The following is a 25,566-nucleotide window of genomic DNA, read 5'->3' on the forward strand; positions in this document are numbered from 1 at the left end:
AATCCCTGCCGTAAGTCGCCCGCCCACCGCGGCATTTGCCGCAAAGCCACATTCCTCGCGCTTTGCCCGCGCAGCGCATCCGTTTGTTGATTTTTTCGGCTCTTAGGTGAATATGGCCGAACTGGATATATTGCCCCGATGCGTTAGGTTTTGCCTTGGGGTTAAAATTTCGCCGCCTTCTGGTGGCCAGAGACAAGGGTTATAATTAGTGCGGCGACCCGAATTCATACTGTTTCTCGGATGTCTCGCCATCACCTTTGGGGTGTTTCTCTACAGCAATCGCAGCAATGATCTCGCCACCGAACGGGCCTTTGACCGGATCGCCGAGGAAAGCCTGCAAAGCCTCGACGCGCGGATGCACACCTATTTGCAGAGCCTCAACGGCATCGCCGCCTTCATGAACGCCTCTGACGAAGTGACCGCCAGCGATTTCGCGCATTACGTCAATACGCTGGAGATCGACACCTTTCTGCCCGGCATCAACGGCATCGGCTTTGTCGCCCCGGTCGCCCGAGGGACCGAAGAGGCTTTCATCGAAGAGGTAACCGCCCTCGGGATAGAAGATTTCCGGATCCACCCCAACACCGGCAACGCCGAGAAGATGGTGATCCAATATATCTACCCCCAAGGGCCGAATGCAGAGGCCGTGGGCCTTGATATCAGCTTTAACGAGGACCGCCGCCGCGCCGCCCTGCGGGCCCGCGAGACCAGAGAGCCGCAACTGACACCGCGCATTTTGCTGGTGCAGGACAAATCCCGTCAGCCCGGTTTTCTGTTGCTACGTCCAGTCTATGCCGCCGGCAACCGTCCGGCGCAGGATACGGCAGGCTTTATCGGTTGGGTCTATGCGCCCTTTGTCGGTGCAAACCTGCTGAACGCGCTGACCCCGGCTCAGGGGGAGGCCTATGAAATCAAAGTCTTCGATGGGCTGACCACCGCCCCGGAGAACCGGATTTTCGACAGCACGCCCGAAGGTGTCGAAAGCGGGCATCACAGCATTACCCAAACGATCGAACGCTTTGGCCGCCCTTGGACCGTGGTCCATGTCAGCACGATCAGTTTCGACAGCGCCACGCACAGTGCCGTGCCGGAGATCCTGTTGATTTCCGGCATATTGCTGGCGATCCTTTTCTTCGTCGCCTTCCGCAGCCTGCGCCAGCGCAGCGCGGCCCTGAGCGAGCTTGCCGTGCTGCGCGAACGCCAGATCGACGCCCATGAAGAGGAAAACCGCGCCGTCATCGATAACGCTGTGACGCCTGTATTCCTGCTTGACGGCGAGGACCGCGTGCTTTTCGCCAACCAAGCGGCGCTGGTCTGCTTTGGCTATGGGCATGAGGCGCTCAAGGGGATGGATTTCCGCAATCTCGTCACCGACTTGATCGAAGACCATGACCACGAGCAGGTCAACGCGGCAGGCAAGACCTGCTTTGGCCAAGACCTGAAGCTTGATCTGCAACGCAACAGTTGGACCACCCATACCGGCGAGCGGCGCGTGACGGCAATCGTGCGCGATCTGACCTCGGAACTTGCGGTGCAGGATGAACTGGCGAAGAACAAAGCGCTCTATGACCTCGCCCTCGAAGGCGCGCAGATCGGCGTTTTTAACATCGACCTGCGCACCGGGAAATCCGAGGTGTCCGACACATGGCGGCGCATTCTGGGGATGGCCGATTTCGAGCGGTTGACCGATCCGCAGGCGGAATTCCTCAAGCGGGTCCATACCGAAGACCTGCCGCTGCTGAACCAGACCGATCAGGCCTGCATCTCAGGGCAGCAACAACGTTCCGTCACCGAATACCGGCTGAAGATTGGCACCGGGGAATGGCGCTGGATGCGCTCGGACGCGGTGGTGACCGAACGCGATGAAAACGGCACTGCCTTGCGGATGGTGGGCACCCAAACCGATGTGACCGACATCGTCCATGCCCGCAATGCGCTTGAAACCAGCGAGCGGCGGTTTCGGCAGGTGCTGGCAGCGGCCCCCGTGGGCATGGCGATTCTGGGCGAAGGGGGCGTGTTCAACAGCGTCAACAGCGCGCTTTGCACGCTCTGCGGCTATAGCGAAGAAGAACTGCTGTCGAATACCAAACTGGGCGATCTGATGCCCGAGGGCGATTTGCAAAAGCTCTATGGTGAGGTTCGCGGGCTCGTCGATTCGCGCAGTTCACAAAACTATCAGGCCGAATACCGCATCACCCACAAGCTGGGCTATGAACGCTGGGGCCTGTTCAACGTCTCGTGGACCTTTGACAAGAACACGCGCGGCTATGTCTTTATCGTTCAGATCAACGACATCACCGATCAAAAGAAGCTTGAGCAGATCAAGAGCGAATTCGTCTCGACCGTCAGCCATGAGCTGCGCACACCGCTGACCTCGATCAAAGGGGCCTTGGGTCTGATCGACACCACGGACAACAGCCGCTTCCTGCCGGCGCATATCCGGCTGATCGACATCGCGCGCAGCAATGCCGACCGGCTGTCGCATATCGTGAACGATATTCTGGACCTCGAAAAGATTTCGTCGGGCGAGGTGCAGTTCGATTTCCACGATGTCGATCTGAACAAGGTGATCAACGACTCGGTCAACGAAATGTCGCCCTTCGCGATCACTCATAACAACACCTTGGGCGTGCAACTGCCCGACAAACCGCTGACGGTTCGGGTGGATGAAAGCCGCACGCGGCAGGTCTTGGCCAATCTTATCTCAAACGCCTGCAAATATTCCGATGCCGAGAGCGAGGTGCAAATTCGCGCCGAGCGGCTGGGGGACCGGGCGATTGTCTTTATCCAGAACACCGGCCCCGGCGTGCCGGAAAACTTCCGCCCGCGCATCTTTCAGGCGTTCTCTCAGGCCGATGGGTCCGACACACGCGCCAAGGGCGGCACCGGGCTGGGGCTGAACATCACCCGGCAGATCATCAAACGTCAGGGCGGTACCATCGGATTCGAAAGCATCCCGAAAGGCGTCACCGTCTTTTGGTTCACCTGCCCCATCGCCGAGGCCGAAACCGTGCAATCGCCCGCCGCCCCCGACGCGGAAATCGGGGAGCGGGACACGAAGCTGCGCGTGCTGCATATCGAAGACGATATCGACTTTGCAGAGGTGATCCGCACCGGTTTGGACAGCGTGGCAGAGGTGACCAATGTCACCAACCTCGCTCAAGCGCAGAAGTTGATCGGCCAAGAAGAGCTTGATGTGGTGATCCTTGATTGGTCCCTGCCAGACGGCGATGCCCGCTCTTTGTTGGAGGACATCATCCGTCTGCACCCAGAGGCCAAGATCATCAGCCTATCCGCCGACAACAACCGAGAGCCCGATCCCCGCGTCGGGATCAACCTTGTCAAATCACGGAGCGGGATCAGCTCGGTGGTCAACTCAATTACGGGAACAACCGCACGCGCATCTTAACCTGTCGCACCACGGCGAAGTGACGCTAAAGTGCGACACGCCATATTATTGCCAATATGCTCTGGCATTTTGTTTAAATTACAACGCACATGTCATGCTATAGTTCGAGCATGTCCGCTTCGGGGCGAGGAATTACGAGTGTCTTCAAAGCCATTTACCAAGCGTACCGCCGCCACATTTTTTCTGGGCACTGCCATTTCCGGCAGTTGGTACACCGCAACCTCCGCGCTTTTCGCGGGTCAAATGGGGGAGGTTATCCCCGTCGTCGGCGCGATCATTCTGGCGGGGCTAACGCCCTTCGCCGCGAACGCGCTCCAGTCAAGCCCTGAGAGGGGTACTGATAGTTTCGATATGGAACAAAGGCTTAGGGCATTTGATAGCCACGCCATTGTGAATATCGTCGATACCGGCGGAATGCTGGAACAGGTTAATGACCGTTTCATCGAACTGACGGGCTATACCCGCGATCAGTTGATCGGCCAGCCTGTGTCGATGCTTTACCAAGATGAGTTTCGCGAACTTCTGGCAGAAATCCGGGCCACCTTGATGGCCGGCAAGACATGGCAGGGAGAGACCCCGCTGCGCTGCGCCGATGGTCGGGTGATACAGACGCAATGCACCGTGATGCCCCTTTTCGACAACAAAGGGGCATGGTCCGGGTCGATCTCAGCCCGTACCGATGTGACCCACGCTAAGGAACTTCTGGCCGAACGCGACACGGCGGAAACGCTTTATGAACTGCGCGATGACATTTGGATCGTCGATGCCGAGACCGAGCGTTTCAGCTATATGAACCGCGTCGCCATGAGCCGAAGCGGCTGGTGTACCGACACCTATACCGAGCAAACGCTCGAAACCTTGGCAGAAAAATGCGACAATCCAGCCCTTCTTGAGGCCTGCCGGGATCTGAAAAAGTCGGGCAAGGCGATGACGCAGTTCGACACGCAACTGTTTGGCAATCATTTCCAAGTCACCATCAAACTTCTGCCCACCGGCGGCGCGGCAGGGCGATTCCTGGTCATGTTGCACGACGTTTCGGATATTATCAGCGAAGAGCGGATGAAGTCGGAATTCATCTCTATGGTCAGCCATGAACTGCGCTCGCCCCTGACCTCGATCAAGGGCTCTATGGGGCTGCTTTTGTCGCGGGCGGCGGGTGAATTGCCGAGCAAAGCGCGGGCGTTGCTAGAAATCTCCCACCGCAATGCCGACCGGCTTGTGCTGATCATCAATGACATCCTCGATCTGGAAAAGATCGCGAACGGGCGGCTGGAGTTCAACCTTGAAGAGGTTGATATCGCAGAACTTCTGCATGAGACCAGCGCCGCGAACGCCTCGCTTGAACAGCGCCACGGCGTGCGCATTCAAGTGGAAGGCACGGATGACCTGAACAAAGTGACCACAGATCCGAACCGGGTCATTCAGGTGCTGACGAACTTCTTATCCAATGCGTCCAAATTCTCCAAACCCGGAGAGCGCGTTACCATTCGCGCCGAAGAGAATGAGAACGAATTGCGCATCTCTGTAGCGGACCGCGGCCCGGGTATCCCGGCCTCTGAGCAGCACAAGGTGTTCCAGCGGTTTGCCGATCTGTCCAACTCCAACCGGGCCGACAATGGCGGCACCGGGCTGGGCCTCAGCGTCTGCAAAGCCATCGTCGAGAATCTTGGCGGTAAAATAGGTTTTGACAGCCGCGAGGGATTTGGTACGACATTTTACTTTACCCTGCCGAAGAAAAATTCTCAGGTAGCGGCAGAGGAACCGGCTGCGTTGCTGCGCGAAGCCTCCTAGAGAGAGTATGGAATGATCAAACTGCTGCACGTCGAGGATGACGCCGATATTCGTGAAATCGCGCTGATGGCGCTTGAGCTAAGCGGCGATTTCGACGTCGTCCAATGCGAGACCGGGGAAGCGGCGCTGAATCAGGTTCAGTCCTATACGCCCGATGTGATCCTGCTCGATATGATGATGCCCGGCATGACCGGCCGCCAGACCCTTGAGAAGATGCGCGAAATGGATAGCCTGCGTGACGTGCCGGCGATCTTCATGACCGCCCGCGCCCAGCATAACGAGATCGAAGAGCTGCGCGATCTGGGGGCCGCTGACGTGATCAGCAAACCCTTCGACCCCATTGCTCTCGCGGATCAGGTCAAGGCGGCGATGCAGGCCAACTAGGCCAGCGACCACTTGGCCTGCCCTATTGGGCAGCTTCTAGATAAATTGTCTGTAGGAATGGGGCCGGCGCAAAGCACGGCCGCCGTGCCCTTAGGCTTGGGCGTCGATTTGCTGCCTGCAATGCGCGACGAAACCATCCAGTTCCGAGATGATCTCGATCGGGCAATCCGCGCGTTCGGCGCGAGGTCCTGCGAGATGCTCGACGATTTGGGTTTCGCACTGACGCGCCAGACGGCCAAGCTCTTCAAAGCCGAGCGACCCGGCGCTGCCTGCGATCTGGTGCAGAATGGCCTGCGCGCTGGCCAGATTGCCTTTGATCTCATCCACGGTCGTCCCGTCCCAAGCGGCCAAGCCATGGGTTGCGATCAGCGTCTGGCGTTCGTCCAGCATTTCGACAAAGCGCTTGCGAATGCGCTCTATGCCGGGAAGTTCAGCTAACATTTTAGTCATGCCTGTTGATCATTCTGCCAAAAGTCATTGAGCGATTTCGTATGTGCCTCACTGGCGGCTTCTGCGCTTGCATGAGCCTGCGCCAGCGCATCCATGACGGAATTGCCGCTCTTCCAGATCAGCCGCACGGCCTCCCCCGCGCTCACACGCGGGTGAACACGTTCGCCATTATTGTCGAACAATTCAGTTTGAGACAACTCCAAGTTAACCGCATCCATCAAACCGCCCATATTCGGACGCCATCCGCTTTCCGTAACGCACACGAAAGTGCCATTGCCCGCGTAGGACATGAGCACCTGATGGTCGACAAGCGTATCAGACAGGATCTCGGCCACATCGGACACAAGGCTATAGAACTCGAAAGAGGTCATCGTTGCGTGGAAGGCGTCAACCTCGCGGATGGTAAAGGCAAAGGCGGTGGAGCCGAAAAGCGCGCTGCGCGACAGCTGTGCGACGTAGTTTTCCATCGCGGTGTAGTCGATCACATTGTCCACGTCATAGATCGGGACCGGCTCGAACAATTCCATATGGGTGGCCTGATCGGCGATGGTCTTGGCGGCGAAAATCTTCTTGGTCCGCTGCTGACGCTCTTTCACCATGCCTTCGACCAGCCCGATGCGTGATTTCAGCTCGGCAATCTCAAAAGGCTTGGTCACATAGTCGGTTGCCCCGGCGGCAAAGGCCGCGTCGATATAGCGTTTGTCGGACATCGCGGTGAGCATCAAAATTGGCGTATCGGCATGGCGCGCCGAGTTGCGAATGTGCTGCGCCAGTTCGATCCCGTCCATGCCCGGCATCTGAATATCAAGCATGAAGCAATCAATCGGACCGAGGTCGGGATCCCCCAACATATCGACCGCATGCAGAGCAGATGGGGCGGTCGTTAGTTCATGCGCACCGATAATCTCTACAAATTGCCCGAGCAATTCGAGGATAATCGGGTCGTCATCCACCGCCAGAATTTTCATTACATCTCTCCACAGATCAAAATCTTAGGGGCCCAAACTGGACGGACCGCTGCTTTGTCCTAATTTCTCTGGGAACTGTGGCCTAATTTTGACGAATTCTTAGTAAATAGGCGACAAACCGGGGCACTGTTTCCATATCGAGAGAATTTGACCCGAAAAACGGCCATCTTTACCGCATTTTCATTTGTGATCGGACGACTCGCCACTTCGCGTCCAAGGGTGATTCCCCTCAACGCAAACGGCCCGACGTTTCCGCCGGGCCGCTCTATCCTCATCCCCTTGGGTCTTAGCCCAAGCTTGCCTTGATCGCCTCGGCAGTGGCGCCCACGACCTTATCCGCTTCTTCGCGGGTCAGGCAGAAGGGCGGCGCAAAGCCGATGATGTCGCCTTGGGGCATGGCGCGGGCAATGACCCCGGCCTTGAGCATATCGCCGACGATGGTCGGCACCACTTTGCGCGCCGGATCAAACTGCGTGCGGCCATCGCGGTCTTCGACCAATTCCACGGCGCAGAGCATCCCTTCGCCGCGAATATCGCCCACTTTGGGGTGATCGCCCAACGCCGCCTTCATCTGCGCATTGAGGTAACCGCCCACGTCCGAGGCATTCTCGATCAGTTTCAGATCGTCGATCAGCTTGAGGTTCGCGATCCCCGCAGCCGCGCCGATGGGGTGCGCCGAATAGGTCCAGCCGTGGCCGATGGGGCCGTTTTCATCGGTGCCCTGCTCCAGCACCTTCCACATTTTGTCACCCACGATCGAACCCGAAAGCGGCGCGTAGGCCGAGGTCAGGCCCTTGGCGATGGTGATCAGGTCCGGCTTCATGCCGTAGTGATCCGAGCCGAACATGCTGCCCAGACGGCCAAAGCCGGTGACAACCTCATCCGCGACCAGCAGGATGTCGTGTTTGTTCAGCACTTCCTGCACGGCAGCCCAATAGCCTTCGGGCGGCGGCACGATGCCCCCGGTGCCCAGAACCGGCTCACCGATGAAGGCCGCGATGGTGTCGGCGCCCTCGCGTTCGATCAGCGCTTCCAATTCGCCCACCAGATGCGCGGTGAACTCTGCTTCGCTCATGTTGGCGTCGGGGCGGCGGTAGTAATAGGGCGCGTCGGTGTGCACCACCTGTGCCAGCGGCAGGTCGAACTTCTTGTGAAACAGCTCCAATCCGGTCAGCGAGCCAGTCACCAGACCCGACCCGTGATAGCCACGCCAGCGCGAGATGATCTTTTTCTTCTCAGGACGGCCAAGGATGTTGTTGTAATACCAGATCAGCTTGACGTTGGTCTCATTCGCGTCCGAGCCACCAAGGCCGAAATAAACCTTGCTCATGCCTTGGGGCGCGCGGTCGAGGATCATTTTGGACAGGGTGATGCTCGCCTCGGTGCCGTGGCCGACGTAAGAATGGTAATAAGCCAGTTCATGCGCCTGCTCGGCAATCGCCTCGGCGATCTCGGTCCGGCCGTAGCCCACGTTTACGCAATAGAGGCCGGCAAAAGCGTCGAGCATCTGGTTGCCGTCGCGGTCGGTGATATGGCTGCCTTTGGCGGTCTTGATCACACGGGTCGGGCTTTCGCCGCGCGCGTGCTGCGCCAGATGGGTGGAGGGGTGAAAGAAATTTTCACGGTCCCATTGTTCGAGCATATCGTTCTTCAGCATTGGTCTTTCCTTTCTTCCGACGCGCCTTTGCGCCGTATCTTCAAATCTCAGGCCCAGTCACGGCAGACGTATTTCACTTCCGTAAAGGCTTCGAGCCCCAGCCGCGACCCTTCGCGTCCGATGCCCGATTGTTTTGTCCCGCCAAAGGGGATCGGCGCGCCGGTCACCTTGGTGCGGTTCACCGCCACCATGCCGAAACACAGCGCCCGGCTGGCGCGGTAGATGCGGCGTGGGTCTTGGCTGTGGACATAGGCCACCAACCCGTACTCCGTGTCATTGGCCCGTGTGATCGCCTCATCCTCACTGTCGAAGGCCGCGATGGCGGCCACGGGGCCAAAGGTCTCTTCGCGCATGATCAGCGCGTCGGCAGGCACATCCGCCAGCACCGTCGGTTCAAAGAACAGCGGCCCCGCCGCGTGCCGCTTGCCACCACAAAGCAGCCGCGCCCCACGGTCAAGCGCATCTTTGACGTGCTCTTCTTGTTTGGCGACGGCTTTCTCGTTCATCAACGGCCCGATGTCGGGATCATCCGCGCCGACGCCCACGGTCAGCGCCTGCGTCGCTGCGGTGAATCGCGCGCAGAAGGTCGCATAGCTGTCGCGGGCAATAAAGAAGCGGTTGGCACCGAGGCAGTCTTGTCCGGAGGTGGCGAACTTGGCCTTGATCGCCTCTTCGACCGCGCGGTCCATATCGGCATCATCGAACATGATGAAAGGCGCATGGCCGCCGAGTTCGAGCACCAAGCGTTTCACACTACCCGACGCCTGACGGTAAAGCAGTTTGCCGATCTCCGTGGATCCGGTGAAGGAAATGGCGCGGACGCGGTTGTCCTCCATCCAGGGTTTCACGATCTCCGGCGCTTCGCCAGTGACGACGTTGAACACGCCTTTGGGCAGCCCCGCCTGTTCGCCCAATTCGGCCAGTGCCAGCGCCGAGAATGGCGTCTCTGCCGACGGGTGCGCCACCACGGTGCAGCCTGCCGCCAGCGCCGCACCTGCCTTGCGGGTCAGCATGGCAGAGGGGAAGTTCCACGGGGTGATCAGTGCGGCCACGCCCACCGGCTCGCGCCAGATTTCCACCTCTGCATCCGGCAGATGCGAGGTGACGCCTTCGATGTTGGGGCGGCGCGCCTCTTCGGAATAGAACTCAAAGAAGGACGCGGCATAGTCGATCTCTCCGCGCGATTCCGAGATGGGTTTGCCCTGTTCGGCGGTCATGATCCGCGCCAGATCCTCGCGGTTTTCCAGCATCAGATCGCGCCAGCGGCGCAGGATGGCACCACGCTCTTGCGGCAGCAGGCCCGCCCAATGGGGGAAGGCGGCGTGGGCGGCATCCACTGCAGCGCGGCTGTCGTCGGCGTTAAGCTTGGCAACCGACCCCAAGACCGCACCGCTTGCCGGGTCAGTCACCTTGAAGTCATCGCTCTGCGCGCCAGCGACCCATGCGCCGCCGACATAGGCGAAATGGCGGGCCAGCTCGCCCCGCGTCAGCGCGGGCAGACCATCGGCAGGGGTTGGGATCATCTTGGTCATCGGGCACCTCCTTGGGATGAATTGCCCCGAAGGTAACGCAGGATGTGGCGCGGGTTTGACCGAATATCACACCATCGGCAGGAGGTTTTGCGGCGCAGCACCCTGCCCGCCGCAAAAACTACGGCGGCTCAGCTTTCGTCTTCGGGCAAGAGCAGCGACAGCGGCAGCGGCGCCGATTTGACCGATTTGGTGACCACATAGGTGAAATAGCGCGTCAGCCCGGCCTGCTGATCCAGCAGCGCATCCATCAGACGTTGGTAACTGTCGATGTCGCGAGTGACGACCTGTAGCAGATAGTCAAAGCCGCCGCCCAAGGCCCAGCACTGGACGATCTCATCATGCTGCGCGATTACGGCTTCGAACCGTTGAAACGCCTCGGCACGATGATTGCCCAGTTCGGCCTGCACAAAGACGGTGACATGCGGGGCAATGCGGCGCAGGGCGACATGAGCCTGATAGCCGGTGATGATGCCCGCAGACTCCAACCGCGCCAGCCGTTCCCCGCAGGCGGTGGGACTAAGATTAACCTTGTCGGCAAGCGCAGATTTGGCGATGCGCCCCTCGCGAGAGAGGATCGACAGCACCGCGATATCGCGTTTATCCAGTTTGACAAAGCTCATGCCAGTTTCATGCGAGCGCAGGTCAGACTTGTCAATTGTCATGATTGTGGTGATCATCCAGATCATGACAAAATGGCGCCCAGACCCCGGATCCCTGACCCGACCTGCCTACCGTTCACTCGTTCAGACGATTGAAACGGCGATTCAGAACGGTGTGCTCAAACCCGGAGACCGGATGCCGACGCAGCGGCAACTGGCGTTCGATTTGTCGCTTAGCGTGCAAACCGTCAGCCGCGCCTATGACAAGCTGGTCGAGGCGGGCAAAATCGTCGGCGAGGTGGGGCGCGGCACTTTTGTGCGGGCGGCGAGCGATGACATCTCTATGCCCTTCGTCAGCCGCAAGGCCGCCGGGCGGTTGCTGGATATGTCGATCCTGAAGCCGGTGCTCGACCACGCCCATGAAGAAGCGATGCAAAAGACCCTCCGCGCGTTGGCGCGCTCTTTGCCCCGCGCCGTGATGGGCGACTTTCGCCAAGACCTGCGCGCCGGTGACGGCAGCAGTTCGGTGCGGCGCTGGCTCTCGCTTTGCGGCCTTGATCTGGACGGGATGGCAGTGATCCCCACCAACGGCAGCACCAGCGCCATGACCGTCGCGATCATGACAGCCGCCCAACCCGGCGATCTGATCGTCAGCGAAGACATCGGCCATCACACCCTGCGCCCACTGGCGCGCTTCCTTGGTATTCGACTGCAAGGTGTCACCGTCGACGCGGGCGGCATCTGCCCCGAGGCGCTAGAACGGGTCTGCGCGAAAGAGCCCGTCAAGGCCGTCTACCTTATCCCCAACGGGGCCAACCCACTCGCCTTTACCATGACCGAAAGCCGCCGCGCCGCCGTGATTGAGGTCGCGCGGCGCCATGATGTGCTGATCATCGAAAATCAGTCATGGGGCCCGCTGCAAGACGCCCCGCCCCCTCCTATGGCGATGATGGCGCCCGAACGGGTGCTCTATTTTACCAGCCTTACCAAATGTCTGATGCCGGGGCTGCGGGTCGGCTATCTGGTGGTGCCTGATCATCTAAGCGCCTCTGCTGGGAACCGGCATATGGCGACTAACTGGATGGCAACCAACCTCATGACAGAAATCGCATCCCATTGGATCGAAGACGGGACCGCCAATACCCTCTTGAACCGCCAACAGCTTGCCCTGCGCGACCGGGCCGATTTTGCCGCCAATGTCTTTCGCGGCCTCGACATGCGGACCAGCCCCAATGGCCTGCACCTTTGGTTGCCCTGTAGCGATATCTATGAGGAAGCCGCACTGGTCAAATCGCTGCACGAAATCGGGATTGCTGTGGCGAGTGGCGCCAGTTTTGCCATCGGTCCACCGGACCGACATCCGGGACTGCGCTTGGCCATTGGGGGGCAATCCTTTCCTGAATTTGCCCGCGGGATTCGCATGATCGATGCAAATTTACGCAACAGGGCCAGACGCGCGGGACTGTAAGAGCGGCGCAAATTGTCATGGATCAATATTCACATTGACATGATTGGGATCGGTTTAAATGATCTAACAGTCAGGACATTAGTTTCGCTGCGGCCTTTGGGCTGCGCGGACAATAAATGAAAGGGAGTAATATGGCTATTTTCAAAACTGTTATCACCGGGGGTATCCTCGCAGCCGTGACGAGTGTCGCAGGCGCGGCCTCGGCAGACACATGGCGCTATGCTTTCGAAGAAGCGCTCGACGAAGTGCAGGGCAAATACGCCCAAAAGTTCAAAGAAGAAGTCGAAGCGAACTCCGACCACGAAGTTCAGCTCTTCCCATACGGCACCTTGGGTGAATCCGTAGACACGATGGAGCAAGCGCAGGCTGGCATCCTGCAGTTCGTCGACCAGTCGCCCGGCTTTACCGGCGCGCTGATCCCCGAGGCGCAGGTGTTCTTCGTGCCCTACCTGCTGCCGCAGGACGGTGAGCAACTCAACGAGTTTTTCCGCACCTCCAAGGCCATCAACGAGATGTTCCCCGCGCTCTATGCAGAGCAAGGTCTGGAACTGCTCAAGATGTTCCCCGAAGGCGAGGTCTGCATGACCACGCAAGAGCCGGTCAAAACGCCCGAAGACCTTAACGAGGTCAAGTTCCGCGTGATGACCAACCCGCTCTTGGTGGAAAGCTACAAAGCCTTTGGTGCCACGCCAACACCGCTGCCATGGGGCGAAGTCTATGGCGCGATGCAGACCGGTATCATCCAAGGTCAGGAAAACCCCGGCTTCTATCTGGAATCCACCAAGATGTACGAGGTGACAGACGTCATCACCTGCATCGGCCACAACAACTTCACCACTGCTGTGATGGCCAACAAGGATTTCTATGACGGCCTGTCCGATGAGGACAAAGAGGTTGTGCAGAACGCTTCTGACGCGGCATTCGATTATATTCTCGAATACCAGTCCGGCCTGCAGGAAAAGTCGCTGGAAAACATCGCAGCGGCGAAGCCTGACATGCAGATCAACATCCTGTCCGAAGAAGAGCGCCAGCCCTTCAAAGACAAGGCTGCATCGGTCGAAGAAGCCTTCATCGAGATGACAGGCGACAGCGGCAAAGAGATCCTTGAGCAATTCAAGGCCGACCTCGAAGCCGTTAAGTAAACGCATCCTTTCACCCTCCGGCACTGTCCGGGGGGTGACCTTATTTTGACGCGATCCATTTTGAACCATTCACGGGATGACGCCGGTGACGGAAGACAACCACAGTTCGCAACTGCAATCGCAGACAGACACCACCGGCACTGATGACGCCCCCGTTGGCACCTACAAATCCACCCTACCCGGCCCGTTGGGCACAATCGACAACGCGATCAGCTGGCTTGAGTCTGTGATGCTCGCCGCTGGTGTTTTGTTGATGGCCGCCAATACGATTGCCAATGTGGTAGGTCGTTTCGTCTTTCAAAGCTCGATCTTCTTTTCCGAAGAATTGAACAGCATCCTGATCATTCTCATCACTTTCGCAGGCATTTCCTATGCCGCGCGGCACGGGCGGCATATCCGCATGTCTGCGATTTTCGACGCCCTGCCCCCGCGCCCCCGTAAAGTGCTGATGATCTTCATCGCCTTCGTCACCGCCGTCTTCATGTTCGGCCTCGCGTGGTATGCGCTGCAATATATCATGACCCAAGCCGGGCGTGGCCGCCTGTTGCCTGCCCTGCAGGTTCCGGTCTGGTGGACGCTGGTCTGGGTGCCCTTCGGCTTTTTCATGACGGGGCTGCAATACCTGCTAACCGCCATCAAAAACATTATCGAGCCTGACATTTACCTGTCGACCAGCGTGCTGGAAGGCTACGACGACAACGAGCGGGAGGTCTAAGCGATGGCCCTTACCATTTTCTCCATCATGGTTGTCCTGCTGCTGCTGGGCTTTCCCATGATGATCCCGCTGATCGTCGGTGCGTTTGTCGGTTTCTATTCGCTCTTCGGCGGCTTCGGCCAGCTAGAGACGATGGTGCAACAGATGATGGCGGGCGTCCGGCCCGCTTCGCTGATCGCCGTGCCGATGTTCATCTTTGCGGCTGACATCATGACGCGGGGCCAATCTGCGGGGCGTTTGATCGACATGGTGATGTCCTTCGTGGGTCATATGAAAGGCGGGCTTGCGGTTGCCACGGCGGCGGCCTGTACCATGTTCGGCGCGGTCTCGGGCTCTACGCAGGCCACGGTGGTCGCGGTCGGCTCCCCTCTGCGGCCCCGGATGCTGAAAGCCGGCTACAAAGACAGCTTTGTGCTGGCGCTGATCGTCAACTCTTCTGACATCGCCTTCCTGATCCCGCCTTCCATCGGCATGATCATCTACGGCGTCGTCTCCAATACCTCGATTGCTGAGTTGTTCATCGCGGGTATCGGGCCGGGGCTGCTGATCCTCGCGCTGTTTTCGGTCTATTCGGTGATCTACGCCTACCGCCACAACGTCCCCACCGAAGAGAAAGCCACATGGGGCGAGCGTGCCCGCGCGGTACAACAAGCGCTTTGGCCGCTTGGGTTTCCGGCGATCATCATCGGCGGCATCTACGGCGGGGTCTTCTCTCCGACCGAGGCGGCAGCGGCCTGTGTGCTCTATGCCATCTTCCTTGAGATGATCGTCTTTCGTGAGATCGACTTTGCGGGCATCTATGAGACGGCGAAATCCACCGGGCTTATCACTGCCGTGGTCTTCATCCTTGTTGCGGCAGGCGCGGCCTTTTCTTGGGTGATCTCTTTCGCGCAGATCCCGCAGGCGATCTTGGCGGGCATCGGCATCGACAGCATGGGGCCGATTGGCGTTCTTTTCGTGATCTCCATCGCCTTCTTCATCGGCTGTATGTTCGTGGACCCGATCGTGGTGATCCTCGTCTTCGTGCCGATCTTTGCACCGGTGGTCGACTCGGTCGGCCTTGATCCCGTGCTGGTCGGGACAGTCATCACGCTGCAAGTCGCCATCGGTTCGGCCACGCCGCCCTTTGGTTGTGACATCTTCACCGCCATCGCGGTCTTCAAACGACCCTATATGGAGGTTATCCGCGGCACCCCGCCCTTCATCGTCATGCTGCTCAGCGTGTCTGTCGCGTTGATTTTCTTCCCACAGATCGCCCTATTCCTGCGCGATCTGGCCTTTTCGAAATAAGAGGACAGCGTCATGTTCACCCATATCCTCGCCCCCTATGACGGCTCGGTGAATGCCGACCGCGCGCTGATGAAGGCGGCAGAGATGGCCAATCTGACCGGGGCGAAGGTAACGCTGCTGACGATCTACCGGCATCATTCGATGCTAGAGGCGTCGCTGTCGATGGTGCGGGTGAACGACCCCGGCAATATCGACGACGCGATGCAAGCCCATGCGACCGAGATCATCAGCCACGGCAAACAGTTGATGAAAGACGCAGGCGTCGAAAATGTCCGTGCATTTGTCCGCTCGGGCCGGCCTGCACGGGCGGTGACCGAATTTGCCAAGAAACATGATGCCGACCTCATCGTCATCGGCTCGCGCGGGTTGGGCGCGACAGGCGATAGCTATCTGCTGGGATCGGTGTCACACAAAGTCACGGGGCTTGCGAAATGTCCTGTGCTTGTCGTCTAGATCAAAGGAATATTCAGGTGACACCCCCTGTGCAAAGCGAAACGCTTGAGTGCCGTTTGCGTGAAGATGATCCCGTGCGCCTTGGCGCGATGCTGCTGTCGACCGACATGACCTTTGAGCGTGACGCGGCTCGGTTGATCGACCCCGCGCAGGCCGCATTGCATGTGGCGCGGATCGCGTTTGAGAACCCCACCACCCCCGAGCGCCTGCGCGCCATGACCCCCGATATGGCCCGCACCGCATCGCTGCTGGTGCCGGGGATCAAGCTTTCGGCCATCGCTTTTTGCTGCACCTCGGCCTCTGTCGCCATCGGCAATCCGGCGGTACGTGAAGCCATCGGCGAAGGGCTCCCCGGCGTGCCGGTCATCACCCCCGCCTCTGCCGCCATCGCAGGCTTTGCAGCACTTGGCGTGAAACGTGTGGCAATGCTCACCCCCTATCTGCCCGAAACCGCCGCCCCCCTCGCCGCCTATTTCGAGGAACAGGGCCTTCAGGTCATGCGCAACGGCGCCTTCGGGTTGGAAGACGACCGCGACATGGCGCGGATCGACGACGAAAGCATCATCAACGGCGCCACAGCACTGGACGGAGCGGAAGTAGAGGCATTTTTCCTCTCCTGCACGTCCCTGCGCGGTGTCGACGTAATCGACCGGATCGAAGCCGCCTTGGGCAAACCGGTCGTGACCTCTAACCAAGCGCTATGCTGGGCATTGCAACGGATGGGCGGGCTGACGGGCCGCCCCGATGGCTATGGCCGTCTGTTCGACTGCGACATGCCAAGCGCCCATGCACAAGGCATCATTCCGTGATCCCGGCCCCTCTGGCCGGATCACAATATTCGGGTAACCAGACATGAAAGGGGCTGGCCTATGACCACGTATGAGGCGAATTTTACCAACAGCGAGTACCAGCGCCGGGTTGACCGAACGCGCAAGGTCATGGCTGCGCGCAATATGGATGCGATCGTGGTCAGCGACCCGTCGAACATGTCGTGGCTATCGGGCTATGATGGCTGGTCGTTCTACGTCTACCAAGCGGTAATCCTGACCCAAGAGGGCGAGCCGATGTGGTGGGGCCGCGGCATGGACGCGCTTGGCGCACGGCGCACCGTATTTATGGAGGACGACCGCATCCGGGGCTACGACGACAGCTATGTCCAAAACCCCGAGAAACATCCGATGGAAGACCTCTCGGGCCTCTTGAGCGAAATGGGCCTCGAGAACGCGCGCATCGGCGTGGAGATGGACAACTACTATTACTCCGCCCGCGCCCATGACACGCTCAAGACCAAATTGCCCAAGGCGACCTTTATGGATGCCACGGCGCTGGTGAACTGGGAACGCGCGGTCAAATCCGAGCGCGAGATTGAATATATGGAACGCGCCGCCCGCATCGTGGAGGAAATGCACGTTCGTATCCTCGAAGTTGCCGTGCCCGGCATGCGCAAGAACGATCTGGTGGCCGAGATTTATGCCACCGGCATTCGCGGCGCGCAGGGGTTCTGGGGGGACTACCCCGCCATCGTACCCATGGCCCCGTCGGGCATGGACGCTACCGCCCCGCACCTCACGTGGGACGACCGGCCCATGCAGCCCAACGAGGCGACCTTCTTTGAAATCGCAGGTGCCCACCGGCGCTATCAATGCCCGCAGTCGCGCACGCTGTTTTTCGGGGATGTGCCCCAGAAATACCGCGACGCCGAACAGGCCGTGCTAGAGGCCATCGACGCGGGGCTGGAGCAGGCCAAACCGGGCAATAAGGCCGAGGACATCGCCAACGCTTTCAACAAGACGCTCAACAAGGCGGGGTTCGAAAAGGACAGCCGCTGCGGCTATGCGATCGGTATCAGCTATCCCCCCGACTGGGGCGAGCGCACGATCTCTTTCCGCCGGGGCGATACGACGATCCTAGAGCCGAACATGACCTTCCATTTCATGCCCGCGCTCTGGCTGGATGATGGCGGGCTAGAAATCACAGAGCCGATCCGCATCACCGAGACCGGCCATGAATGTTTCTGCACCACACCGCGAAAGTTGTTTGTTTCCGCATGACCAGCAATCCCATCACCCCGACCATCCCGCTCGACGCGCCCGGCGCGCATCACGGGTTTCTCCGCCTGCCCTACAGCCGCGATGACAGCGCTTGGGGATCTGTCATGGTGCCGATCACCATCATTAATGGCGGCGCCGGCCCTACGGCGCTGCTGACAGGCGGCAACCACGGCGATGAATACGAAGGCCCGATTGCCCTGCAAGAACTGGCGGCCACGCTGGATCCTGCGCAGATCAAAGGCCGCGTTATTATCCTGCCGATGATGAACCAACCCGCCTTCGCCGCTGGCCGCCGCTGTTCACCCATCGATGGCGGCAATATGAACCGCAGCTTTCCCGGCAGCCCCGGTGGCACGGTGACCCAGAAAATCGCGCATTACATCGCGACCGAATTGGTGCCGCTGGCCGACATCGTGCTGGATTACCACTCTGGCGGGCGCACGTTGGATTTCCTGCCCTTCGCGGCGGCGCATATCCTGCCCGACAAGAAACAGGAAGCCGCCTGTATGGCTGCGATGGAGGCGTTCAACGCGCCCTATTCGATGAAGATGTTGGAGATCGACAACCGCGGCATGTTTGACACGGAAGTGGAAGAACAGGGCAAGGTCTTTGTCACGACCGAGCTTGGCGGCGCAGGCACATCAACGGCCAAGACAGTCACCGTTGCCCGCAAAGGCGCGCGCAATCTGTTGATCCATGCAGGGATTTTGGCTGGCGAGCCCGAGATGGCTGAGACCGTGATGCTCGACATGCCCGATGGGCGCTGCTTCACCTTTAGCGAGACCAACGCCCTGCTAGAGCCGCTGGTTGATCTAGGGGATGAGGTCACCGAGGGCCAGCCCATCGCCCGTCTCTGGCCCAGCGACCGCAGCGGTCAGCCAGCGATCCTCGCTCATGCGCAGCTTGGTGGTATCTTGACCGCCCGGCATGTGCCGGGGCTGGTCAAGATGGGCGATTGTATTGGGGTGGTGGCGCAGGTGGTCTGACCCACCTGCAACGCCTCATTCGTCGACGGGGAAGTAGCAGGCTGCCGGATGCGGCGCGCCCTCAAGCACGGGGCGCTCTTTCCGGCAGACATCCTGCACCTTCCAGCAGCGCGGGGCAAAGGGGCAGCCCTCAGGGATCGCCAGGGGCGAGGGCAATTCGCCCTGTAGCTTGATCCGCTCTTTGCCGCCTTCGGGGTCGGCGCGTGGGGTCGCGGAGAGCAGCGCCGCCGTATAGGGATGGCGCGGGTTCTCAAAGACTTCGTCTTTCGGCCCCTTCTCAACCGCGCGGCCCAGATACATGACGATCACATCGTCAGCCACATGGCGCACGACAGAAAGGTCATGGCTAATGAACAGATACGCCAGCTGCATCTTCTCCTGAAGGTCCACCAACAGGTTCAGGATCGCCGACTGGATCGACAGATCAAGCGCCGAGACGGGCTCATCCAGCACCAGCACCTTCGGGTCCAACATCAACGCCCGCGCCACTGCGATCCGCTGGCGCTGACCGCCTGAGAACATATGCGGGTAGCGGTCGTAATGTTCGGGCCGCAGGCCGACGAGGCGCAGCATCTCGCGCGCCTTCTCCTCCCGCTCTTTCTTCGACATGTCCTTGCGGTTAATGACCAGCGGCTCTTGCAGGATCGTGCCGATCTGCTGGCGCGGGTTCAGCGAGCCGTAAGGGTCTTGGAACACGATCTGAACATGCTGGCGCAGGTCGGCCCAATCCTCGGGCCGGACCGCTTTGCCGTCGAGCGTCAGCGAGCCTGCGGTCGGCTCTTCGATCATCGTGACCATGCGCGCCAGCGTGGACTTGCCACAGCCGCTTTCGCCCACCACGGCCAGCGTCTTACCGGGGTGCAGTTGGAAATCGAGGCCCGCGACGGCCTTCAAAGTCTGGGTCTTGCGCAGGAAGCCGCCACCAACCTGATAGTGACGCTCTAGCGCGTCGGCGGTCATTACGGGGGCAGTCATGACGCGACCCTTTCATCGGTATTGAGCGGATAGAAACAACGCGCCTTGCCCAGATCCTCGCCCAAGGGCGGCGGATTCTGGTTGCGGCATTTGTCATTGGCGAACTTGCAGCGCGGCGAGAACAGGCACCCCGCAGGCCGGTCGAACTGGCCCGGCACCACGCCGGGGATTGTCGGCAGGCGTTTCTCAGTGGCACGCTCCGGCAAGGCATCGAGCAGCGCCGCTGTGTAAGGGTGGTGCGGCTCACGGAAAAGCGGCAGCACCTGCTGCTCTTCGATCTTTTGGCCGGCATATTGCACGCTTACACGCTCGGCGGTTTCGGCCACTACGCCCATATCGTGGGTGATCAGCACCAGCCCCATGCCGGTCTCTTCGCGCAGCGAGGTCAGCAGGTCGAGGATCTGCGCCTGAATGGTCACGTCGAGCGCGGTCGTCGGTTCATCCGCGATCAAGAGCTTGGGTTTGCAGGCGATCGCCATGGCGATCATCACACGCTGGTTCATCCCGCCCGACATCTGGTGCGGAAAGACCGACAGACGCTTTTCCGGGTCCGGGATGCCAACCTGTTCAAACAGCTCAATCGCCCGCTTGTGCCGCTCGGCCCGGTTCAGGCCAAGGTGAAAGCGCAGGGATTCCTTGATCTGCCAGCCCACCGGGAAACAGGGGTTGAGCGAGGACATCGGCTCTTGAAAGATCATCGCAAGGTCATTGCCGACAATCTTGCGCCGGGCGCGCTTGTCCATTTTCAGCAGGTCATGACCGTCGAAGGTCAGCTCATCGGCGGTGACGGTGGCGGTCCAAGGCAACAGGCCCATCAGTGCCAACATCGACACCGACTTGCCCGAGCCACTTTCGCCGACAATGGCGAGGATTTCGCCGGTGTCGACATCTTGGTCAACCGAGTCCACGGCGCGGAACTTGCCCGAGGCGGTGGCGAAATCGACCGAGAGGTTGCGGATACGCAGAAGAGACATCAATCAGCTCCGCTTTAGTTTCGGGTCAAGGGCGTCGCGCAGCCCGTCCCCCATGAGGTTGATCGCCAACACGGTGACGAGGATCGCAAGGCCGGGGAAGGTCACAACCCACCACGCCCGCAAGATAAACTCGCGCGCTTCGGCCAGCATGGTGCCCCATTCCGGCGTGGGCGGCTGTGCGCCCATGCCCAGAAAGCCAAGCGCGGCGGCATCAAGGATCGCGGTCGAAAACGACAGCGCGGCCTGCACGATGATCGGCGCAAGGCAGTTCGGCAGCACGGTCACGACCATCAGCCGCAGCGTGCCAGCACCGACAACACGGGCCGAGGTGACATAGTCCTTCTGCCGCTCAGACAGCACGCTCGCACGGGTCAGACGCACGTAATGCGGCTGCAACACAATCGCGATGGCGATCATCGCATTGGTCAGCGACGGCCCAAGGATGGCCACGAGCACCAGCGCCAGCAGCAGCGACGGGAAGGCCAGAATGATGTCCATGATCCGCATGATGATCGTGTCGAGCCACTTGGGCGCGAAGCCCGAGATCAACCCGATGATGATCCCGCCAGAAGCGGCGATAGACACCACGACGATGCCAACGAAGAAGGAGTAGCGCGCACCAACAATCAGACGCGACAGCATATCGCGACCGAGCGGGTCGGTGCCGAGGATATGGCTCCACGTGCCGCCATCTTGCCAAACAGGCGGTTGCAACGTCGCAGCGCGGAACTGTTGGGTCGCGTCATGCGGTGCGATCCACGGGCCGAACAGTGCCAGAAAGGCGAAGACGGCAAAAATCCACAGGCCAATCACGGCCCCACGGTTTTCGCGGAAATAGAACCAGAATTCGCGCAGGCGTCCGGGGCGCGCGTGGACCATTTCGGCTTCGGCGGAGAGTGCGTCGTCCATTAGCGTTTCCTGATCTTGGGGTTGATGATGCCATAGAGCATGTCAACGGTGAGGTTCACGACCATGACCATGACGGCGATCAGCAGCAGGCCACCCTGCACCACCGGGTAGTCGCGGCGGAAAATGCTGTCGACCATCCACTTGCCGATGCCCGGCCAGCTAAAGATCGTTTCGGTCAGAATGGCGCCCGCCAGCAGCGTGCCGACCGACAGGCCGATCACGGTGATGACGGGAATAAGCGCGTTGCGCAGGGCGTGGATACCATTGATCCGGCCCGGGGACATGCCCTTGGCCCGCGCGGTGCGGATGTAGTCTTCGCCCAGCACTTCGAGCATCGCCGAACGGGTCTGCCGTGCGATCACCGCCAGTGGGATGGTGCCCAGCACGATGGTCGGCAGCAGCAGGTGCCGCAGCGCCGAGGTAAACGCCCCGTCCTGCCCCGAGGCAATACTGTCGATTAGCATGAAGCCCGTGGCATTGGGGAAGTAATAAAGCAGATCAATCCGGCCCGAGACTGGCGTCCAGCCCAAGTTGCCCGAGAACACGATGATCAGCAGCAGCGCCCACCAGAAAATCGGCATCGAATAACCCACAAGTGCTGTCGACATCAGCGCCCGGTCAAAGAACTTGCCCCGGTTCACCGCAGCAATCACCCCCGCCGGCAGGCCCAAGGCCACGGCAAAGATCATCGCGCAGACCGACAGTTCCAACGTCGCCGGGAAGAGCGAGAAGAACTCATCCCAGACAGGCCGTTTGGTCACGAAAGAGTTGCCCAGATCGCCTTGTAGAACGCCGGTGAAGTAGTCCCAGAACTGCACATAGATCGGCCTGTCAAAGCCGAACTGCTGCTGCAGTTCCAAGTAGCGTTCTTCGGAAATGCCCCGTTCGCCCGCCATGACGACGATCGGGTCGCCCGGCAGCATGCGGATGAAGGCAAATGAAATCAGCGTGACGCCGATAAAGGTCGGGATGAAGGTCGCAAGGCGCGACAAGACAAATTTCAGCACGGGAGCACCATCAGTTCCTTCGGAAAGTTGGTCAGGGATTTGTAGCCATCTTCGGTGATCAGCACGTCATCTTCGATGCGCACGCCAAAGTTGCCGATCTCATAGAGGCCGGGTTCATTGGTGTACACCGTTCCGGCGGGTAAAGTCATATGGTTGCCGCGCATGATATAGGGCGCTTCATGCACATCGCGGCCAAGGCCGTGGCCGGTCTTGGTGCGGATGCGGTCGGCGTAGGGCGAGGCTTCGAGCACGCCTGTCACCACATCATCGATCTCATGCGCGGTGACACCGGCGCGGGTGGCGTCCAGCCCGGCGAGGTTGGCGCGCAACACGGTGTCATAAACCTCGCGCCCCTCGTCGCTGACATGGCCAAGGAAAACGGTGCGGGTGATGTCAGCGGCAAAGCCGTTCTTGCGCGCGCCGAAATCAATCAGCAGCGCATCGCCTGCTTTGACGCGGTAATCTTCGCGCGCTTTGGCATGGGGGCGGGCCGAGCCGTCACCGGCGGCGACGATAGGGGCAAAGGACAGATCATCCGCGCCTTCAGCAAAGACCATCTGCACCAGTTTCTGTTCGATCTCTTTCTCGGTCTGGCCGAGCTTCACGGAATCGAGCGTGGCCCGCAGGGCGCGTTCGGATATGTTGATCGCCTCTTGCAAGGCGGCGACCTCGGCCTCTGTTTTGATCATGCGCGGGGCGGAAATTTCACGCTCGGCGTCGATGATCCGCAGGTCGGGCTGCGCTTTCTTAAGCGCGTGATGCACAAAGACGCGCATCACTTGGCCCTCAACGGCCAGCGAGGTGATGTTCAGATGCTCGGTCAGCGCGGCAAAGGCATCGTCATAGCCTGTTTGATCGCGCCAATCGAAAACGGCACCGTCAAAGCCAACCAATTCCCAGCTGCCCAGTTCAAGGTTCGGCACCAAAGCGGCGGCGGGGCCGCGGGCCGGGATCACCAGAACAAAGGGGCGCTCGTGGCTCATGAAGGCATGGTCGACAGCGCGGGTGAAATTCGGGCCGGGCACCAGCGCCACGGCGTCCACCGATAGGTCGGCGGCGATATCGGCATAGGCCGACAGGCGATCATTCAGTGAATTGGACAAGGTAAGGCTTCCCGGCGGTAGAGGTTAATAAAATGGGGACGGCACGAATGCCGCCCCCTTTGGTCGTAGCGGCAGGGTTACTGCTTCAGGCCAACTTGGTTGAAGATGTGGCCACCCAGCGGGTGAACGACATAGTTTTCAACTTCGGGGCGCATGGTCATGTAGACGACCGAGTGCGCGATGGTGGCCCAAGGTGCTTGATCCTTGAAGATCTGCTGCGCTTCTTCGTACAGCGGCGCACGCTCTTCTTGGGTCGGCAGAACCTTGGCTTTCTGGATCAGCGCGTCGAATTCCTCGTTGCACCACTGGGCGCGGTTGGATTTCTCGACACCGTCACAGCCCAGCAGAACCGCGAGGAAGTTGTCTGGATCGCCGTTGTCACCGGTCCAACCCAGCAGCACCGCGCCATCACGGTCTTTCGACTTGGAGCGCTCAAGGTACTCACCCCATTCGTAGGAGACGATTTCGACATCGACGCCAACTTTGGAGAAGTCTTCTTGCATCAGCTCGGCCATACGGCGGGCGTTGGGGTTGTAGGGACGCTGAACCGGCATCGCCCAGATCTTCATGGACAGGTCGGTGACGCCTGCTTCCTCGAGCATCGCCTTGGCGGCCTCGGGGTCATAGTTGTCGTCTTCGATGGCGTCGTTGTAGGACCACATGGTCGGCGGCAGCGGGTTCTTGGCGATTTCGCCGGAGCCCTGGAACACCACGTCGATGATCGCCTGCTTGTCGATCGCCATGTTCAGCGCCTTGCGGACATCGGCGTTGTCGAAGGGCGCGACCTGCGTGTTGTAAGCCAGATAGCCGACGTTCAGACCTTCCTGCTCCATCACGACGATGTCTTCGGCGTCTTTCATCGCCTGAACATCGGCAGGGTTCGGATATGCCGTCACGTGGCACTCACCCGCCTGCACCTTCTGGTAGCGGACCGAGGCGTCAGGCGTGATCGCGAAGATCAGGCTTTCGACTTTGGCCGGGTCACCCCAGTATTCGTCGTTACGCAGGTAACGGATGACCGCGTCTTTCTGGTAGGCTTGGAACTGGAACGGGCCTGTGCCGATGGGCGCTTGGTTCACCATTTCGGGCGTGCCAGCTTCCATCATCGCGTCGGCATATTCCTTGGACACGATCGAGGCGAAATCCATTGCCATGTTGGCGATGAAAGGCGCTTCGGGGCGGGTCAGGTTGAAGACGACGGTGTAATCGTCGACCTTTTCGATGCTCTCGATCAGATCGGGCATGGACATGCCGCCGTAGTATTCCCATGTGCCGCCGGAAACGGTGTGATAGGGATTTTCTTCGTTGCCCTGACGGTCAAAGCTAAAGACCACGTCGTCGGCGTTGAAATCGCGGCTTGGCGTGAACTGGTCGTTGGAGTGGAACTTCACCCCTTCGCGCAGCTTGAAGGTCACCTTCATGCCGTCTTCGCTGACTTCCCAGCTTTCAGCCAGCGCGGGGATGACTTCGGTCGTGCCGACTTTGAACTCGGCCAGACGGTTGTAGATCGGGTGGCTGGAGGCGTCGAAGGTGGTGCCAGCGGTGTAAAGCGCGGGGTCAAAACCCTCGGGCGAGCCTTCGGAGCAATAGACCAGCGCTTGGGCCGATGCGGCTGTGGCACCCAGTGCCGCCAGCATGGCGCCGGTGGCCAATTTCGTTGTAAAAGACATAATATTCACTCTCCTGATTGGTTTGTTTTTTGG

22 protein-coding genes are annotated in these 25,566 nt (G+C 60.0%); 11 read left to right on the top strand and 11 right to left on the bottom strand.

Annotated features, from left to right (window positions below; translation table 11 throughout):
* Nucleotides 1-208: 208 nt before the first annotated feature.
* The 3 genes from K3762_RS17045 to K3762_RS17055 all read left to right on the top strand — a co-directional run bounded on the left by K3762_RS17045 (nucleotide 209) and on the right by K3762_RS17055 (nucleotide 5,584).
* Nucleotides 209-3,409, top strand: a complete 3,201-nt coding sequence (locus K3762_RS17045) for a CHASE domain-containing protein (RefSeq protein WP_240791551.1) — start codon at nucleotides 209-211, stop codon at nucleotides 3,407-3,409.
* A gap of 138 nt (nucleotides 3,410-3,547) precedes the next feature.
* A complete protein-coding gene (locus K3762_RS17050) occupies nucleotides 3,548-5,200 on the top strand; it encodes a PAS domain-containing sensor histidine kinase (RefSeq protein ID WP_206054274.1) in 1,653 nt (550 codons plus the stop codon).
* Nucleotides 5,201-5,212: 12 nt separating this feature from the next.
* Complete coding sequence (locus tag K3762_RS17055) at nucleotides 5,213-5,584, top strand: response regulator (RefSeq protein WP_067622348.1); 372 nt, start codon at nucleotides 5,213-5,215, stop codon at nucleotides 5,582-5,584.
* A 90-nt stretch (nucleotides 5,585-5,674) separates the two neighbouring features.
* Here the strand turns inward: K3762_RS17055 and K3762_RS17060 are convergent, their stop codons facing one another.
* The 5 genes from K3762_RS17060 to K3762_RS17080 all read right to left on the bottom strand — a co-directional run bounded on the left by K3762_RS17060 (nucleotide 5,675) and on the right by K3762_RS17080 (nucleotide 10,853).
* A complete protein-coding gene (locus K3762_RS17060) occupies nucleotides 5,675-6,034 on the bottom strand; it encodes an Hpt domain-containing protein (RefSeq protein WP_067940935.1) in 360 nt (119 codons plus the stop codon).
* Entirely contained in the window at nucleotides 6,031-7,002 is a 972-nt protein-coding gene (locus K3762_RS17065) for a PleD family two-component system response regulator (protein WP_067940937.1), read from the bottom strand. The genes K3762_RS17060 and K3762_RS17065 overlap by 4 nt, the downstream gene beginning before the upstream one ends.
* A 286-nt stretch (nucleotides 7,003-7,288) precedes the next feature.
* Nucleotides 7,289-8,659: an aspartate aminotransferase family protein gene (locus tag K3762_RS17070; RefSeq protein ID WP_260010714.1), complete on the bottom strand. Its 1,371-nt coding sequence runs from the start codon at nucleotides 8,657-8,659 to the stop codon at nucleotides 7,289-7,291.
* Between the two features lie 47 nt (nucleotides 8,660-8,706).
* Nucleotides 8,707-10,191, bottom strand: a complete 1,485-nt coding sequence (locus K3762_RS17075; RefSeq protein WP_260010717.1) for an NAD-dependent succinate-semialdehyde dehydrogenase — start codon at nucleotides 10,189-10,191, stop codon at nucleotides 8,707-8,709.
* Nucleotides 10,192-10,319: 128 nt separating this feature from the next.
* Nucleotides 10,320-10,853, bottom strand: coding sequence for an Lrp/AsnC family transcriptional regulator (locus tag K3762_RS17080; protein WP_240791552.1), 534 nt, complete (start codon nucleotides 10,851-10,853; stop codon nucleotides 10,320-10,322).
* A 22-nt stretch (nucleotides 10,854-10,875) separates the two neighbouring features.
* Here K3762_RS17080 and K3762_RS17085 point away from each other — a divergent pair, with 22 nt between their 5' ends.
* The 8 genes from K3762_RS17085 (at nucleotide 10,876) to doeB (ending at nucleotide 18,895) form a co-directional block, all read left to right on the top strand.
* Complete coding sequence (locus K3762_RS17085) at nucleotides 10,876-12,258, top strand: PLP-dependent aminotransferase family protein (RefSeq protein ID WP_260010720.1); 1,383 nt, start codon at nucleotides 10,876-10,878, stop codon at nucleotides 12,256-12,258.
* 131 nt (nucleotides 12,259-12,389) lie between these two features.
* Nucleotides 12,390-13,400 (top strand): TRAP transporter substrate-binding protein DctP, encoded by a 1,011-nt coding sequence (dctP, locus tag K3762_RS17090; protein ID WP_132443897.1) that lies wholly within the window; start codon nucleotides 12,390-12,392, stop codon nucleotides 13,398-13,400.
* Between the two features lie 76 nt (nucleotides 13,401-13,476).
* On the top strand, nucleotides 13,477-14,115 hold the full coding sequence (locus K3762_RS17095) for a TRAP transporter small permease (RefSeq protein ID WP_206054276.1): 639 nt from the start codon (nucleotides 13,477-13,479) through the stop codon (nucleotides 14,113-14,115).
* A 3-nt stretch (nucleotides 14,116-14,118) separates the two neighbouring features.
* A complete protein-coding gene (locus K3762_RS17100) occupies nucleotides 14,119-15,405 on the top strand; it encodes a TRAP transporter large permease (RefSeq protein WP_132443898.1) in 1,287 nt (428 codons plus the stop codon).
* A 12-nt stretch (nucleotides 15,406-15,417) separates the two neighbouring features.
* Nucleotides 15,418-15,858 carry a universal stress protein gene (locus K3762_RS17105; protein WP_132443899.1) on the top strand — a complete coding sequence of 147 codons (441 nt, stop codon included), beginning with the start codon at nucleotides 15,418-15,420 and terminating at the stop codon, nucleotides 15,856-15,858.
* A 17-nt stretch (nucleotides 15,859-15,875) separates the two neighbouring features.
* Nucleotides 15,876-16,667 carry an aspartate/glutamate racemase family protein gene (locus tag K3762_RS17110; RefSeq protein ID WP_260010725.1) on the top strand — a complete coding sequence of 264 codons (792 nt, stop codon included), beginning with the start codon at nucleotides 15,876-15,878 and terminating at the stop codon, nucleotides 16,665-16,667.
* A gap of 60 nt (nucleotides 16,668-16,727) precedes the next feature.
* On the top strand, nucleotides 16,728-17,909 hold the full coding sequence (gene doeA, locus K3762_RS17115) for an ectoine hydrolase DoeA (protein WP_260010726.1): 1,182 nt from the start codon (nucleotides 16,728-16,730) through the stop codon (nucleotides 17,907-17,909).
* Nucleotides 17,906-18,895, top strand: coding sequence for a N(2)-acetyl-L-2,4-diaminobutanoate deacetylase DoeB (gene doeB / locus K3762_RS17120; protein ID WP_260010727.1), 990 nt, complete (start codon nucleotides 17,906-17,908; stop codon nucleotides 18,893-18,895). Before doeA ends, doeB begins: the two co-directional genes overlap by 4 nt.
* 15 nt (nucleotides 18,896-18,910) lie before the next feature.
* On the opposite strand, the gene K3762_RS17125 is transcribed toward doeB, so the two are convergent.
* From K3762_RS17125 to K3762_RS17150, 6 genes are all read right to left on the bottom strand, one after another.
* Nucleotides 18,911-19,870, bottom strand: a complete 960-nt coding sequence (locus tag K3762_RS17125) for an ABC transporter ATP-binding protein (protein WP_067626369.1) — start codon at nucleotides 19,868-19,870, stop codon at nucleotides 18,911-18,913.
* Entirely contained in the window at nucleotides 19,867-20,844 is a 978-nt protein-coding gene (locus K3762_RS17130) for an ABC transporter ATP-binding protein (protein WP_120352071.1), read from the bottom strand. Before K3762_RS17130 ends, K3762_RS17125 begins: the two co-directional genes overlap by 4 nt.
* Nucleotides 20,845-20,847: 3 nt before the next feature.
* Nucleotides 20,848-21,753, bottom strand: coding sequence for an ABC transporter permease subunit (locus K3762_RS17135; RefSeq protein ID WP_067938852.1), 906 nt, complete (start codon nucleotides 21,751-21,753; stop codon nucleotides 20,848-20,850).
* Complete coding sequence (locus K3762_RS17140; protein WP_260010728.1) at nucleotides 21,753-22,760, bottom strand: ABC transporter permease subunit; 1,008 nt, start codon at nucleotides 22,758-22,760, stop codon at nucleotides 21,753-21,755. The genes K3762_RS17135 and K3762_RS17140 overlap by 1 nt, the downstream gene beginning before the upstream one ends.
* Nucleotides 22,754-23,863, bottom strand: a complete 1,110-nt coding sequence (locus K3762_RS17145; RefSeq protein WP_132443902.1) for a Xaa-Pro peptidase family protein — start codon at nucleotides 23,861-23,863, stop codon at nucleotides 22,754-22,756. Before K3762_RS17145 ends, K3762_RS17140 begins: the two co-directional genes overlap by 7 nt.
* Before the next feature lie 77 nt (nucleotides 23,864-23,940).
* Nucleotides 23,941-25,533, bottom strand: a complete 1,593-nt coding sequence (locus tag K3762_RS17150; RefSeq protein ID WP_120352074.1) for an ABC transporter substrate-binding protein — start codon at nucleotides 25,531-25,533, stop codon at nucleotides 23,941-23,943.
* Between the last annotated feature and the right edge of the window lie 33 nt (nucleotides 25,534-25,566).

The sequence above is a fragment of the Sulfitobacter sp. W074 genome, from assembly GCF_025142275.1.
GTDB classification, from domain to species: Bacteria; Pseudomonadota; Alphaproteobacteria; order Rhodobacterales; family Rhodobacteraceae; genus Sulfitobacter; species Sulfitobacter profundi.

What these genes read in the sequence shown, in the direction of transcription:
- K3762_RS17055 (WP_067622348.1), top strand. Translation starts at nt 5,213, where the DNA reads ATGATCAAACTGCTGCACGTCGAGGATGACGCCGATATTCGTGAAATC.
- K3762_RS17060 (WP_067940935.1), bottom strand. Translation starts at nt 6,034, where the DNA reads ATGACTAAAATGTTAGCTGAACTTCCCGGCATAGAGCGCATTCGCAAG.
- K3762_RS17065 (WP_067940937.1), bottom strand. Translation starts at nt 7,002, where the DNA reads ATGAAAATTCTGGCGGTGGATGACGACCCGATTATCCTCGAATTGCTC.
- K3762_RS17070 (WP_260010714.1), bottom strand. Translation starts at nt 8,659, where the DNA reads ATGCTGAAGAACGATATGCTCGAACAATGGGACCGTGAAAATTTCTTT.
- K3762_RS17075 (WP_260010717.1), bottom strand. Translation starts at nt 10,191, where the DNA reads ATGACCAAGATGATCCCAACCCCTGCCGATGGTCTGCCCGCGCTGACG.
- K3762_RS17080 (WP_240791552.1), bottom strand. Translation starts at nt 10,853, where the DNA reads ATGACAATTGACAAGTCTGACCTGCGCTCGCATGAAACTGGCATGAGC.
- K3762_RS17085 (WP_260010720.1), top strand. Translation starts at nt 10,876, where the DNA reads ATGACAAAATGGCGCCCAGACCCCGGATCCCTGACCCGACCTGCCTAC.
- dctP (WP_132443897.1), top strand. Translation starts at nt 12,390, where the DNA reads ATGGCTATTTTCAAAACTGTTATCACCGGGGGTATCCTCGCAGCCGTG.
- K3762_RS17095 (WP_206054276.1), top strand. Translation starts at nt 13,477, where the DNA reads ATGACGCCGGTGACGGAAGACAACCACAGTTCGCAACTGCAATCGCAG.
- K3762_RS17100 (WP_132443898.1), top strand. Translation starts at nt 14,119, where the DNA reads ATGGCCCTTACCATTTTCTCCATCATGGTTGTCCTGCTGCTGCTGGGC.
- K3762_RS17105 (WP_132443899.1), top strand. Translation starts at nt 15,418, where the DNA reads ATGTTCACCCATATCCTCGCCCCCTATGACGGCTCGGTGAATGCCGAC.
- doeA (WP_260010726.1), top strand. Translation starts at nt 16,728, where the DNA reads ATGACCACGTATGAGGCGAATTTTACCAACAGCGAGTACCAGCGCCGG.
- doeB (WP_260010727.1), top strand. Translation starts at nt 17,906, where the DNA reads ATGACCAGCAATCCCATCACCCCGACCATCCCGCTCGACGCGCCCGGC.
- K3762_RS17125 (WP_067626369.1), bottom strand. Translation starts at nt 19,870, where the DNA reads ATGACTGCCCCCGTAATGACCGCCGACGCGCTAGAGCGTCACTATCAG.
- K3762_RS17130 (WP_120352071.1), bottom strand. Translation starts at nt 20,844, where the DNA reads ATGTCTCTTCTGCGTATCCGCAACCTCTCGGTCGATTTCGCCACCGCC.
- K3762_RS17135 (WP_067938852.1), bottom strand. Translation starts at nt 21,753, where the DNA reads ATGGACGACGCACTCTCCGCCGAAGCCGAAATGGTCCACGCGCGCCCC.
- K3762_RS17150 (WP_120352074.1), bottom strand. Translation starts at nt 25,533, where the DNA reads ATGTCTTTTACAACGAAATTGGCCACCGGCGCCATGCTGGCGGCACTG.